This is a genomic window from Photobacterium swingsii, from assembly GCF_024346715.1.
Taxonomy (GTDB): Bacteria; Pseudomonadota; Gammaproteobacteria; order Enterobacterales; family Vibrionaceae; genus Photobacterium; species Photobacterium swingsii.
The window spans coordinates 3,312,056-3,325,544 of the sequence record NZ_AP024852.1 but is presented as its reverse complement, the minus strand read 5'-3'; the positions used below and the strand labels follow the sequence as shown (position 1 = coordinate 3,325,544).

Annotated in this window: 11 protein-coding genes and 1 tRNA gene; 9 read left to right on the top strand and 3 right to left on the bottom strand. The window is 43.7% G+C overall.

Translation table 11 applies throughout. The features are described from left to right. The first annotated feature begins 152 nt into the window (after positions 1 to 152). The 7 genes from OCU77_RS14980 (at position 153) to OCU77_RS14950 (ending at position 8,480) form a co-directional block, all read left to right on the top strand. Positions 153 to 659 carry a phosphatase PAP2 family protein gene (locus OCU77_RS14980; protein ID WP_048899443.1) on the top strand — a complete coding sequence of 169 codons (507 nt, stop codon included), beginning with the start codon at positions 153 to 155 and terminating at the stop codon, positions 657 to 659. Between the two features lie 13 nt (positions 660 to 672). Beyond that, entirely contained in the window at positions 673 to 1,785 is a 1,113-nt protein-coding gene (locus OCU77_RS14975) for an MJ1255/VC2487 family glycosyltransferase (protein WP_048899444.1), read from the top strand. A 345-nt stretch (positions 1,786 to 2,130) separates the two neighbouring features. Beyond that, positions 2,131 to 3,084 (top strand): transcriptional regulator LeuO, encoded by a 954-nt coding sequence (gene leuO, locus OCU77_RS14970; RefSeq protein WP_048899445.1) that lies wholly within the window; start codon positions 2,131 to 2,133, stop codon positions 3,082 to 3,084. A 290-nt stretch (positions 3,085 to 3,374) separates the two neighbouring features. Next, positions 3,375 to 5,186, top strand: a complete 1,812-nt coding sequence (locus tag OCU77_RS14965; protein ID WP_048899446.1) for an AMP-dependent synthetase/ligase — start codon at positions 3,375 to 3,377, stop codon at positions 5,184 to 5,186. A gap of 616 nt (positions 5,187 to 5,802) precedes the next feature. Next, positions 5,803 to 7,521, top strand: a complete 1,719-nt coding sequence (locus OCU77_RS14960) for an acetolactate synthase 3 large subunit (RefSeq protein WP_107303027.1) — start codon at positions 5,803 to 5,805, stop codon at positions 7,519 to 7,521. Beyond that, the gene (gene ilvN, locus OCU77_RS14955) at positions 7,521 to 8,018 is read left to right on the top strand and encodes an acetolactate synthase small subunit (RefSeq protein WP_048899447.1); all 498 of its coding nucleotides are present in this window, start codon (positions 7,521 to 7,523) and stop codon (positions 8,016 to 8,018) included. The genes OCU77_RS14960 and ilvN overlap by 1 nt, the downstream gene beginning before the upstream one ends. Before the next feature lie 330 nt (positions 8,019 to 8,348). Next, entirely contained in the window at positions 8,349 to 8,480 is a 132-nt protein-coding gene (locus tag OCU77_RS14950; RefSeq protein WP_048899495.1) for a hypothetical protein, read from the top strand. A gap of 55 nt (positions 8,481 to 8,535) precedes the next feature. On the opposite strand, the gene OCU77_RS14945 is transcribed toward OCU77_RS14950, so the two are convergent. Both OCU77_RS14945 and pykF read right to left on the bottom strand, forming a co-directional pair. Next, complete coding sequence (locus OCU77_RS14945) at positions 8,536 to 9,189, bottom strand: GntR family transcriptional regulator (protein ID WP_048899448.1); 654 nt, start codon at positions 9,187 to 9,189, stop codon at positions 8,536 to 8,538. A gap of 294 nt (positions 9,190 to 9,483) precedes the next feature. Then, complete coding sequence (gene pykF, locus OCU77_RS14940; RefSeq protein ID WP_048899449.1) at positions 9,484 to 10,896, bottom strand: pyruvate kinase PykF; 1,413 nt, start codon at positions 10,894 to 10,896, stop codon at positions 9,484 to 9,486. Positions 10,897 to 11,498: 602 nt separating this feature from the next. On the opposite strand from pykF, the gene OCU77_RS14935 reads away from it, so the two are divergent. Continuing rightward, positions 11,499 to 12,521 (top strand): hypothetical protein, encoded by a 1,023-nt coding sequence (locus tag OCU77_RS14935; protein ID WP_048899450.1) that lies wholly within the window; start codon positions 11,499 to 11,501, stop codon positions 12,519 to 12,521. A gap of 293 nt (positions 12,522 to 12,814) precedes the next feature. Next, complete coding sequence (locus tag OCU77_RS14930; RefSeq protein WP_048899451.1) at positions 12,815 to 13,186, top strand: hypothetical protein; 372 nt, start codon at positions 12,815 to 12,817, stop codon at positions 13,184 to 13,186. A gap of 206 nt (positions 13,187 to 13,392) precedes the next feature. Here the strand turns inward: OCU77_RS14930 and OCU77_RS14925 are convergent. Beyond that, positions 13,393 to 13,468 (bottom strand) — tRNA-Ile (locus OCU77_RS14925). Positions 13,469 to 13,489: the final 21 nt, after the last annotated feature.

The following is a 13,489-nucleotide window of genomic DNA, read 5'->3' as shown; positions in this document are numbered from 1 at the left end:
ATGAGTGCTGACGAGCATGTCAGCGCTCAACGGTTCCCAATGATAAAGCAGCGCCTGCCTGCTTTGTCATTATCTCTCCTTGTTAACGTCACCCCCTTGTCATATCCCTTTCCTAGGCTGTAATCGTCACTTGATGATAAAGGGAAGCAAGGATGATGATGCCCGCACCAATCCAGCGTTTTGATAATGCGTTCTCAGCGATGTGTCTATGTCATCGGTATAGCCAAGCTGTCGCGGCATTTAGCCGGCATGTATCACGCACGGGCGATGGCCCGCTTTATCTTATATTTGCATTATGTGCTTGGTGGTTTGACTCCGCGCAGGGGCGAGAGTTGGTCGTCACTGGGCTTACTGCCTTTGCCATCGAATTACCTTTGTATGTTGTTTTGAAAAATAGCGTCAAACGTAGTCGCCCTTCGCATCTACCAAGCTTTATTACCCCATCGGATAAATACAGCCTGCCATCTGGGCATACGGCTGCTGCTTTTATTATGGCTGCTCTTATTACGAGTTATTACCCTGAATTAGCATGGCTTGTGTGGCCTTGGGCGTTATTGATTGGCTTATCACGCGTGTTATTAGGCGTGCACTACATTAGTGATATTTTAGTAGGTGCTGTATTTGGGCTGGCCTGCTTTGAATTTGCGTCACTATCATAATCAAGGAGTGAATATGAAAATTTTATATGGCGTGCAAGGAACAGGGAATGGGCATATTTCACGAGCACGAGAAATGGCACGAGCTTTTAAAGTGCTAGGGCAGCCGGTTGATTTTTTCTTCAGTGGCCGAGAGCCTGATAAGTATTTCGATATGGGGTGTTTTGGTGATTATCGAACGGCGCATGGACTGACCTTTGTGACGCAACAAGGCAAGATCGCCCCGCTCCAAACAGCCTTGCAAGCAAGACCCTTTACTTTTATTAACGAGGTAAAACAGTTGAGCCTAAGCGCTTATGATGTCGTGATCAATGACTTTGAGCCCGTCACCGCCTGGGCGGCGAGGCAGCAAAAAGTGCCCACAATAGGGGTGAGCCATCAGTGTGCGTTTACTCACCCTGTTCCGAAGAAAGATCAAACCTGGTTCGATAAACAGCTGATACGTCACTTTGCCCCCGCCGAGCAAAAAATTGGTCTGCATTGGCATCATTTTGATGCACCGATATTGCCACCAATTATTCCTGCACTGGATGTGAGTAAGGTATCAAACGATGGCAGTGTCGTTGTGTATTTACCCTTTGAAGCACTGGATGAGGTTGTCGTTCTATTACAGCACTTCCCACAAGTAGTTTTTCATTGTTATCACCCCGATATTCAAGCTGAACAACAGCAAGAGAACATGTATTTACACCCATTGAGCCATACTGATTTTCATCAGCACCTACTGAGGTGTATGGGGGTGATCGCCAGTGGTGGTTTTGAATTACCTTCAGAGGCAATGGCACTGGGGAAGAAGCTATTGATCAAACCGCTAGGTGGACAATTTGAACAACAAAGCAACACGCTGACACTGACCATGATGGGGTTAGCTCAACCCATGACCTTGATGGAGCCTTCAATTATACGGCATTGGTTGGGTGTGGAGCCTATTGGTAAGGTCTATTTCCCCGATGTTGCGTTAGCCGTTGCACAGTGGGTATTGAACATGGAGAGTTATCAGTTTGATGAATTGTGCGAACAGCTATGGTCACAGGTTGAGTTCCCAGAATGTGTCACCGATATATTGCTTGATTTTCAAGCGTCCCCATCCCGTTTATCTAAGGCGAATTTAATAAATGGGGTTTATTGATCCTTATTTTTAGGTGGCGATACGGTGTTTTATTAGAGCGAATACGTGAAAATGCAATCGATTAACTTGCTTATAATTAATACTTTATTTTAATAAAAGTTATTTTTGATTTTTTTAGAAGTGACTTAATGGTTTGATTTTAAATAATTTATATTCTGATTTTATGTTTTGTGTGGTTAATTGCGATAAACCGCGTTGTCAGCCTATTGGTTTCATCAATCTGTTTGGATAATACTGAGCGCATCCCAGCAACAGGGATTCAATTATTTTTTAAGTGTGGTTGTACTGCCGTATTGATGACCATCTCTAAATAACGCCCGTATTAAATTAAACAAGAGGCTAAAAATGACACGCAAAAGCTCAGCTATTCACTCTATCGATGGTTATAAAATGGAGTCAAACCTACGCAGTGTAGACCTTAATTTGCTAACGGTGTTTGATGCCGTAATGCAAGAGCAGAACATCACACGAGCAGCGCATAATTTAGGTATGTCTCAACCCGCAGTAAGTAATGCCGTTGCGCGTTTAAAAGTCATGTTTAATGATGAATTATTTATTCGACATGGCCGTGGTATCCAACCAACTCAACGAGCAAAGCAGTTATTTGGTCCGATGCGCCAAGCTTTGCAACTGGTGAAAAATGAGCTGCCATCATCAATTTTCTCACCTGAAACATCTACGCGTACCTTTAAATTGGCACTGTGTAGCCCATCGGACATGCGTTTTGCACCGCATATCCTACGTTCTGTTACTGAGCAAGCCCCAAACTTACGCATGCAGCTTGAAGCAGAATTCGATGCTAAATTAACGCAAAAGATGCGCTACCAAGAAATCGACTTTGTGATTGATTACGTTCGTTTTGACGAACCTGGCTTTTGTAGCACTGAATTATTCAGCGACGAGCTTGTTGTGATTGCCGCGCAAAATCACCCACGCTTAAGTGACAATGTGTCTGAGTCTCAGTTTGCGTCAGAAAAACACGCCTTGTTAAAAGCGATGCCGGGTGTGAAGATGTTTGCTGACCACATTTATAATAAGCACAACTCTTACCAAGAAGCATATCAAGGCGCTAGCTTAAGCAACATTATGTATGTTGTTGGCCAGTCAGATTTGATCGCGGTTGCACCACGCTGGCTGGCGGAATCAGTGGCAGATAACCTAAAATTAAAAGTGCTGGATTTACCCTTTGAATCAGCAAGCATTAGCGGTTACCTAAGTTGGCACGAGTCTTCACAAAAAGACAAAGGCCATATCTGGATGCGTGATCAATTGATGACCATTTGTGGTAATCACGCTTAAACGCTTACATCGCTTACTATTGAATAAAAGCCAGCATTGCTGGCTTTTGTTTTATATGGAACAAGGGTAAGTAAGGAAGGGGGCGTAATTGCTCGTTTGTATTACTCTCTTACATTTGTATCAAATGTATTAAAAACTCGTATCAGCCCTGTACTGGTAGGGGCTTGGAGTGAGATAGATGCAACAATTTCAGTAAATTTCCGAGGGGAGTGGTTGCCTTTTTTGCCATCAAAGGTAAACTTCGCACCTCAGTTAGGCTTACAGGTGTAAGCTAAAAGATCAGGGTTGTTATGGCTAAACGTGACTTTCATTTAGTAAATCGTATCCGCACACAGATCACTCGCCTGGGTGACCGTGTTGCTTTACGTCATCAGGTTGCCGAAGAATGGCAAGATATCACTTGGAATGAGTTTGGTGCTCAGATTCAAGAACTTGCGATTGCAATGTTGACGCAAGGCCTGAATGTGCAAGATAAGGTCGGTATTTTCTCAAATAATATGCCGAGCTGGACCGTTGCTGATATGGCAACCTTGTACTGTCGTGCGGTAACTGTGCCGATTTACCCAACAAGTACGCCTGATCAGGCCGCTTACATTATTAATAATGCCGACGTGCGTATTCTGTTTGTAGGTGAGCAGGCGCAACACGATGCGGCGATACAAATTGCTGAGCAGTGCCCTGAGCTTGAACATATTGTTGTGATGTGTGATGACGTAGTATTAGCGGATCATCCTCTAGTCAGTCGTTTGAGTGACTTTGTCACTGGATCTTCGACTGAAGCAGAGCAAGTGTTAACTGAGCGTCTTGATAACATCGCGATGGATGATCTACTGACGTTGATTTATACCTCGGGTACCACAGGTACACCAAAAGGGGTGATGCTGGATTACACCAATATTGCTTCGCAGCTAGAAAGTCACGACACCAACTTAGCGTTAGCAGAAGGGGATAGCTCACTGTGCTTCCTTCCTCTTTCACACGTATTTGAACGTGCATGGACTTTCTATGTGCTTCACCGTGGTGGCGTGAACTGTTACCTCAGCGATACCAATAAAGTGCGAGAAGCACTGTCAGAGGTGAAGCCTAATGTGATGGCGGCAGTACCACGTGTGTATGAGAAAATTTACTCGTCGGTTTATGAGAAAGTGGCGAAAGCGCCTTTCCACCGTAAATTGATTTTCACGTGGGCGGTGAACATGGGCGCACGTATGGCGGCCTGTCACCAAGAGTGCCGTCAGCCCTCAATGGCTTTGAAACGTGCTCACAAGCTTGCCGATAAGATGGTATTGTCGAAACTGCGTGATGTACTAGGTGGCCAAATTAAGTTTATGCCGTGTGGTGGTGCCAAACTGGATCCTACTATTGGCCGTTTCTTCCATGCCATCGGAATTAACGTCAAACTGGGCTACGGCATGACAGAAACTACAGCAACCGTATCTTGTTGGGATGATCGCTGTTTTAACCCTGACTCTATTGGTATGACGATGCCGGGGGCAGAAGTAAAAATCGGCGCAGACAACGAAATTTTAGTCCGTGGTCCTATGGTGATGCGTGGCTATTATAAGATGCCAGAAGAAACTGCGAATAACTTTACCGAAGATGGTTTCTTGAAAACTGGTGATGCGGGGGAATTCGATGCTGACGGGAACCTGTTTATTACCGATCGTATTAAAGAATTAATGAAAACCTCTGGTGGTAAGTACATCGCACCACAAGTGATTGAAGGCAAAATTGGTAAAGACCACTTTATTGAACAGATTGCCGTGATCGCCGATACGCGTAAGTTTGTATCTGCTTTAATTGTGCCATGTTTTGAAACATTGGAAGAACACGCTCGCGAACTGAACATTAAGTATAAAGACCGTATTGATCTGTTGAAAAAGACGGAAATTAAAGAACTACTTGATCAGCGTATAGCCGAGCTACAAAAAGATTTAGCACGCTTTGAGCAAGTGAAGAAATTCACCTTGTTGCCAAAAGCTTTTTCAATGGATAAGGGTGAACTGACACCTACGCAGAAACTGCGCCGTAAAGTGATTCATGATCGTTACCATCAAGAGATTGAACGCATGTACGAAGAAAGCCATAAAAAAGCAAAATAAGCTTAATATCGTTTTATGAAAAGGAGCCTTTGGCTCCTTTTTTATTGCGACGGATTTGTTCAACCCTAGATCCTCTCGCAATCTAGGTTTTCTGAGTAATTCAATTTGTCGTGATCGGCTGAATTTAGGCTGCTGACACAATTATGATGCTCTGTATATTTATTGCTTGTTAGCGATAAATACCAATCAAAATACTAACCTCCACATGATTTTGGTGAATTTAAACTAATGGTAGAGCAATAACGCATAGTGACTTTTGTGCATAGACTTAAATGCTAATAAAACGTTACAGTTATTGCGGTTGTCCGTTATCTGTTATCAGATTAAATGGAAACATAGCGAGAAAATTCACTTTAGGCTAAAAATAAGCCCTAACTATGTTGTATCAGCCCATATAGCTAATTGTATTGTTTGGTTTGTTGTTGTTTTCTGTTCTTAACACTATCGCCAAGGGATTGCGCCATCAGTACAGAATAGTGCACAACTGCCGACGGCTTATCGCTATCTCAATGCAGACTACTCACATGTTGGTTCATGGTGTAACTGTGCGATAACAGCGGCAGAGTGGGACGAATTAGCTATATAGGCTGGTCACACTGACCTGGAGGCAAGAAATATGGAAATGTTGTCCGGCGCCGATATGATCGTTCGATCGATGATCGATCAAGGCGTAAAACACATCTTTGGATACCCTGGTGGCTCGGTGCTCGATATCTACGATGCACTGCATGAAAAGAGCGATATTGAGCATGTCCTCGTGCGTCATGAGCAAGCTGCAGTTCACATGGCTGATGGTTATGCGCGTGCTACAGGAGACGTCGGTGTCGTCCTAGTGACATCGGGGCCGGGTGCGACGAACGCGATCACTGGTATTGCAACGGCGTATATGGATTCCATTCCCATGGTGGTTTTTTCTGGTCAGGTGATGAGTAATCTGATTGGTAATGATGCCTTCCAAGAGTGTGACATGGTGGGGATTTCTCGCCCTGTCGTAAAACACAGCTTTTTAGTGAAGAACCCAGAAGATATCCCTGCGATTATCAAGAAAGCCTTTTATATCGCTGCCAGCGGCCGACCTGGACCGGTTGTGATAGATATTCCGAAAGATATGCTAAACCCAGCGGAAACCTATCCGTATCAGTACCCTGAAGATATTTCACTACGCTCGTACAACCCAACAACACAAGGCCATAAAGGACAGATCAAACGCGGCCTTAAAGCCTTACTTGCAGCTAAAAAGCCGGTGTTATACGTTGGTGGTGGTGCCATCATGTCTGGGTGTAGCGAGCAACTATTGAACCTTGCTGAATCTCTGAATATCCCCGTCGTAAACACCTTGATGGGGTTAGGGGCATTTCCTGGTACCCATAAAAACTGTCTAGGCATGTTAGGAATGCACGGTACCTATGAAGCCAATATGGCGATGCATAATGCGGATCTGATTTTTGGTGTTGGGGTACGCTTTGACGATCGCACGACCAACAATGTCGAGAAATACTGTCCCAATGCCACCATCATGCACATTGATATTGATCCATCGTCGATATCGAAAACCATTGCTGTAGATATCCCCATTGTTGGCTCGGCTGAAACCGTCTTAAACTGCATGTTGAAGCTCTTAACCGATCAAGAGGCCAGCCATGATCAAGATACCGCTGCTAGCTGGTGGGCGGATATCGATACATGGCGTAGTCGTAAATGCTTGAACTATGACACCTCTGGCGAGCGCATCAAGCCACAACAAGTGATTGATGTGCTTTATCGTCTGACTAATGGCGATGCCTATGTCGCTTCGGATGTGGGTCAGCACCAAATGTTTGCCGCCTTGTATTACCCATTCGATAAACCGCGTCGTTGGATCAACTCAGGTGGACTCGGCACCATGGGTTTTGGTTTACCCGCAGCGATGGGGGTGAAGTTTGCTTTGCCTGATGCGGAAGTGGTGTGTGTGACGGGGGATGGCAGTATTCAAATGAATATCCAAGAGCTGTCCACCGCACTGCAATATGATATCCCGGTAAAAATCATCAACCTCAATAACCGTTTCTTAGGGATGGTGAAACAGTGGCAGGATATGATCTATCAAGGCCGTCATTCGCATTCTTATATGGATTCAGTGCCTGACTTTGCTGCAATTGCTGAAGCCTATGGCCATGTTGGGGTTAGGATCTCTGATCCGAAAGAGCTGGAAGGGGAACTGGAAAAAGCCTTAGCACTGAAAGACAAGCTGGTATTCATCGATATCAGTGTGGATGAAACCGAACATGTTTATCCAATGTTGATCCGTGGTGGTTCTATGAGTGAAATGTGGTTAAGTAAAACGGAGAGAACATAATGCGCAGAATCGTATCAGTATTATTGGAGAATGAATCCGGTTCATTGTCGCGTGTTGTGGGTCTTTTCTCTCAGCGGGGCTATAACATTGAATCGCTTACCGTCGCGCCGACGGATGATAAAACACTATCGCGGTTAAATATCACCACCAATGTGGAAGATGATGCTGCGTTGGAACAAATAGAGAAACAGTTGCATAAACTGATCGATATTCTCAAAGTCAGCAATGTGACAGAAGGAGAGCATGTCGAACGTGAACTTATGTTGGTTAAAGTAAAAGCCAGTGGTTTTGCCCGAGCAGAAGTTAAGCGTACGGCTGATATTTTCCGTGGTCAGATTGTGGACGTAACATCGCAGATTTATACCATCCAACTTGCAGGTACTAGCGATAAACTGGATGCCTTTATCTCGGCGGTTGGTGAGGCAACCGAGATCATTGAAGTGGCCCGCAGTGGTGTTGTGGGCGTTGCACGAGGCGAGCGCGCACTCAAAGCTTAAGCTCCTTCGATATAACGTGCTACCCCAAATAGTTATTGAGCCACTGTCTTTTGATGGTGGCTTTTTTGATTGCCCCGAAGTGGAAAACCTTCTCGTGAAGCTGTATTAGACTAAAGTTGTAGATAGGTTGAAATTTGCACAGCACTAAAAAGCGCGTAGACTAGCACTTCTTTTTCTATCGGTGATATCTCACGCAGTGAGGCAGTGTTGTTATCAACTAAAGCTGTCGACTAAAGTCGTAGGGCTAACAGATAGCAGTAAGCAGATAGGTTCATTTTTAGGATGCAGCATGATCAAAGTGAAGGGAAGCTCGTTGGCGGAGTAGTAACAATGATCAATAAGTTTTTAGTGCGCTTAACCGCGTTAACCGCTTTATTACTAGGTTTTAATGTGAGTGCGATTTATTTTTTGTTGGTCGTACTCTTACTGAATACTCACCATAGAGATATTTTTGGCTGGTAACCGTCAGTTGAAGCTCGATCAAATGATCGAGCTATATCAAGTACTCATGTCTGTTCTACAGGTAGGCTTTGATCATTTCGATAGCGCGCTGAGAGTGGTTATCGAGTAAGGTTAATGCTTGCTCAGTATCTTTACCGAGTACGGCTTTCATCATGGCTTCATGTTCACCGTTATCGTGGTAACGTTCTTGATAATCACGCGAACGACATACCCAAATATGGCGATAACGTTCAATCTGATCGTACACTTCACGGTATAAATTGAGCATGACAGGAGAGTTACTACCGGCAAGAAGTGCTAAGTGGAACTGGCTGTGTCGCTGTTCCCATTCAACAAAGTCGACTTCTGATTCTGCTGGATTAATTCGGCTTAGTTTATGGTAGCTCGTTAGAATATTAAGCTCCCATGCCTCATCGCCATTTTGAATAGCACGCTCAATCAGCACGCGAGAAAGGACCAAGTTGGTTTCAAATAAATCTTCAAGCTCAGCTAAAGAGATCGGTGAGACCCAGCATCCTTTCTGAGGTGCAAAGTGGACAAATTTTTTCCAAGATAGCTGGACTAAGGCTTCACGGATCGGAGATGCCCCCACGTTATAACGCTGCTTTAAATCGGCTACAACAAGCTTTTGCCCCGGCGCAAGTTCGCCGAGTAAGATGTCTTGTCGAATCACCTCTATGACTTGATTAGTCAAAGTTGGACTAGACACAAAATTCCCCCTTAGATTTTATTATATTCCCTTTACGTCATGCGATTAGCAAGCGAAGGGATATTGTTATCAATACGCACTGTACAGCAAAAGAGGCTGTTTCTGAGCAAGTTATGTTTTCTAGGCATTTATCTTGCGTGCGAAAGTATATGTTTTATATGAAATCATGGCGATAAGCAAACATTTGAAATGTGAGGATGAGCGAGGGAACGTCGGTGATATGACTTAGTAGGTTAGATAAAAAATGGGAGCCATTAGGCTCCCATTGAAATTTGATTGTACGAAAAGCTAGGCTTACAGTACGTGTACTGATGCCGTGTTTGTTGTGCCTGATGGTACTAGTGCACCAGAAACCATAACAACGATATCACCTTTAGCACCTAGGCCAGTTTCAAGCGCAAGCTCTTTACCGCGACCGTAGAATGCATCTGTGCTGTCAATTGAATCAACAACAACAGGTGTAACACCTTTAGTCAGTGCAAGTTGTGCAGCTGTTTTAGTGTTAGTTGTTACCGCTAGGATGTTTGCAGTCGGGAAGTACTTACGTACTGAACGTGCTGATTTACCTGCTTCTGTTGCAACAACGATAAGTGGTGCATTTAGTTTCTCAGAAGTATCAACTGCGCCTTTACATACTGCTTCAGTAATACGTAGACGAGAGCTGTCTAGACGAGAACCTAGTTCTGCTTTTAGTGCTGCATCAGTACGCGCACAGATTTGCGCCATGATAGTTACAGCTTCGATTGGGTATTTACCCTTCGCAGACTCACCTGAAAGCATTACTGCATCAGTACCATCCATGATTGCGTTAGCAACATCACCCGCTTCTGCGCGTGTTGGACGTGGGTTCTTGATCATTGAATCAAGCATTTGAGTTGCAGTGATAACAACTTTACGAGCGCGGTTACACTTCTCGATCATCATCTTCTGCGCGAAGATTACTTCTTCAACTGGGATTTCAACACCTAGGTCACCACGAGCAACCATGATGCCGTCAGAAGCTTCAAGAATTGCGTCGAAGTTATCAACACCTTCTTGGTTCTCGATTTTCGAGATAATTTGGATCTTCTCGCCGCCGTTAGCCGTTAGAAGTTCACGGATTTCGTTCACATCAGATGCTTTACGGATGAAAGATGCAGCAACGAAATCAACGCCTTGCTCACAACCAAACTTAAGGTCAGCTTTATCTTTTTCAGATAGTGCAGGTAGGTTTACAGAAACGCCAGGTAGGTTAACACCCTTGTTCTCACCTAGGTCACCGTTGTTAAGCACTTTACACTTAACTTCAGTTTCAGTTGTTTCTAGCACTTCCATCTCGATTAGACCGTCGTCAACCAAGATAGTGTTGCCTTTCTGAAGGTCTTTCGCAAAACCAGGGTAAGTTACAGCAACGCGATCTTGGTTGCCCACAACAGTAATGTCAGTTGTGAAAGTGAATTCTTGACCAGCAACTAGAGAGAAATCTTCACCGTTCTCTAGTTTGATAGTACGAATTTCAGGACCTTTAGTATCAAGCAGAATCGCTAGAGGCTTACCAGACTCAGCCATAACGTCACGTAGGTTTTGGATGCGCTGGCCATGCTCAGCGAAATCACCGTGTGAGAAGTTAAGACGCATTACGTTCATACCAGCGTTAGCTAGTTTAGTAAGCATTTCAACTGATTCTGTTTTTGGTCCAATCGTACATACGATTTTGGTCTTTTTCATTGAGGATACTCTCCGGAAAAACTTAAACCCAAGGGAAATTTAAAAAACCACAGTGTTATACATGAAAGTCAGTGATCAAATATGTTGAAAAATGACTACAAAACGAGAGGGACTTCAAAAAAACAGAACTTACTCGCGTCAAAAACTGTAGTAATACAAAACTGTTGCAAAAATATTGCGTTACACAAGCACTTGGCTTGCTTGTGTAACGAAACACATTATGTGGAGCGCGTTAAAAATCGGTTAACTTTCAGTCAGTCCAATCATAAAACCTGCATTCAAACAAGTGGAGGATTATAGCAGGGTTTCATTCTATTAACACCTTGTGACGTTAATCAACATTTCACAAGAAGGAGGCTGATTATGCCCAATTCCAACAAAAAAGTTTTGTCATTTATCAATTGTGGTGCTTTTTTTCACATTTATCTGGCTTGTGTCTCTATGGATGATTAGGTAGAGAACGCTATTATGCGGATTTATCACACAAAACAACAGTGTTTTTTATTGTGGTTTCTTGTAGTAGAATTTTGCTTGCAATCAATTCTGATTAATAAATAACAACAAAAATTGGTTGTTAAGCCCCAATACTAACAAGGACTCCCATGAATTTAGGCCGTATAACAACTGCTGTACTTATTGCTTCCACACTTTCTGCGTGTGGTGGTTCCAATGATTCAAACAATAACTCAACACCCGCTAAACCTAGCTCGACCAAGGTCAATGTTTTTTCTTCAGTCGCAAATTGTGCGGTGAAAGTTGATGTTCCCAACTGCCACTTCGAAAATGGTATTTATGTTCTAAATATTGGTAAAAATGCCACGTCTGTGCAACAGAAGCGCGTAATTGCACAAGTGAACAACATGATGAAGTGGGCACATGACGATGTACGCAAACAGTTTGCGAATAAGCGGATTGTAATTGGTTTGATGGAAGCTTCTGACGTCGGTGAACGGCCAACGCCTGCAGGAGAGTTTGCCATGAAGTTGAATGAGCAGAAGCAAAAGGGCCTTACCATTGATGGTATTGAGTTGGTGTACATTAAAAATGAAGATGGCACGGATGAAAGTACTCGCTTAACGACGTACCAGAAATTGTTGCAAGTGTATGATTACTACGTGGATGCTAATAATAATTCTACGCCAGGTACTGAGCTAACAGCAGCATATCAGCAATTTAAGCGTGCACTAAAATCAGCAAAGGTAGCTGCAGATGCGAACAAACTAGAATACTTAACATTTAATGAGTGTAATTATGGTAATCAACAGCTAGGGGCTGATCGTGCGTTAGGTACGCCTAGTCCATGCACTGTGATTGATGAAGATACAGGTAAGCCTACCTCAATGGTTGATGGCGAGGATATTTCTAATGGTAAGCCAGATATGACCCATAGGGTGAAATTAAACCTTAATCCTGGTGCGCTATTAGGTAGCCTTTACGAATATAAGCTTGACCCGAACAAGAATGAAGTACCGTTCAGTAATAGTGGCTTTGTTGACCAAGGCGTGGTGGCAAGCGGTCAGCCTGATGGATTAACTGATCCTAAAAAAGTGATGAATAGCTGGGCAACGCCTGCAATCAAACCGTTAAACGATTACTTAAATAAGTGGTTCTTTGCTAATAAATAATCCTCAATCAAATGTAAGTGTATTGATGAGGTGGCTTTAGCTGAATAGAGAGGTCGAAGAGGTGATAATTTCTTCGGCCTTTTTCTTTTTGGGTTACTTACCAGACATTTATTGCGGGAGAGGATAACAAAAGCAAGTGAGAGCAGGTAAAGTAGTGGCAGCAGAGGGGGAGTGGTCTAAAGTTGTCTGGAATACACCACCTTAAAATTGCCAAGGCTGTCGGTAAATCACGCCAATCAGTGTCGGTAGAATGTGAAAATAGTGATGAAGTCCCAGCTAGAGGAGAATCGATAATGACTCATGAAACAAAAACAATGGAAGTGCCTGTCGCCATTGCTGAACGCGTACAGACGTTGATTGATGCCTATATCGCGAAAGAAAAATTTAATGCTGAGCGTAAGGTGGTTGTGAACAACTTACTTTCCATGGATAACCTTAGCTGCGAAATGGCGGTGTATAGTTTGCCGCAAGGGGAGCTGTTAGACACGCTAAGATTTGTATATGAGCTATCTGGTACCAACAGTAAGTTTGTAAAAAACATCCTGACAATGTCGCGAGAAAACCCGAATAAAGCCCTATCTGACGCACAACGCTCATCTGCTAAGGGCCTGTTGTTTAACTTAATTAATGACCCTTCAGTGGTTTCGGCGATGAAAGAGATCTAAAGCGAAGCACATCAGCGCTAATGTCTTGTACCTTGAGATAAAAGTATGGGTGACTAAAGGCGCTGATGGTTAAGTCCAACCTCAATACCAAGTTTTGAGTTGTTGCTAGTTTACGCATGAGGTTGGTAGCAGGTGATTATCTGTGACTGGATTTCAGAAACGCAAAAGGCCGAAGTGGTTACTAACCGCTTCGGCCTTTCTATATCTGGTGGCCCCTCCCAGACTTGAACTGGGGACCAAGCGATTATGAGTCGCCTGCTCTAACCACTGAGCTAAGGGGCCAGTGTGCGAGAAATTATATGG

Bases quoted from the DNA above. Each gene is read 5' to 3' on its own strand.
- OCU77_RS14980 (WP_048899443.1), top strand. From the start codon at position 153: ATGATGATGCCCGCACCAATCCAGCGTTTTGATAATGCGTTCTCAGCG.
- OCU77_RS14975 (WP_048899444.1), top strand. From the start codon at position 673: ATGAAAATTTTATATGGCGTGCAAGGAACAGGGAATGGGCATATTTCA.
- leuO (WP_048899445.1), top strand. From the start codon at position 2,131: ATGACACGCAAAAGCTCAGCTATTCACTCTATCGATGGTTATAAAATG.
- OCU77_RS14965 (WP_048899446.1), top strand. From the start codon at position 3,375: ATGGCTAAACGTGACTTTCATTTAGTAAATCGTATCCGCACACAGATC.
- OCU77_RS14960 (WP_107303027.1), top strand. From the start codon at position 5,803: ATGGAAATGTTGTCCGGCGCCGATATGATCGTTCGATCGATGATCGAT.
- ilvN (WP_048899447.1), top strand. From the start codon at position 7,521: ATGCGCAGAATCGTATCAGTATTATTGGAGAATGAATCCGGTTCATTG.
- OCU77_RS14950 (WP_048899495.1), top strand. From the start codon at position 8,349: ATGATCAATAAGTTTTTAGTGCGCTTAACCGCGTTAACCGCTTTATTA.
- pykF (WP_048899449.1), bottom strand. From the start codon at position 10,896: ATGAAAAAGACCAAAATCGTATGTACGATTGGACCAAAAACAGAATCA.
- OCU77_RS14935 (WP_048899450.1), top strand. From the start codon at position 11,499: ATGAATTTAGGCCGTATAACAACTGCTGTACTTATTGCTTCCACACTT.
- OCU77_RS14930 (WP_048899451.1), top strand. From the start codon at position 12,815: ATGACTCATGAAACAAAAACAATGGAAGTGCCTGTCGCCATTGCTGAA.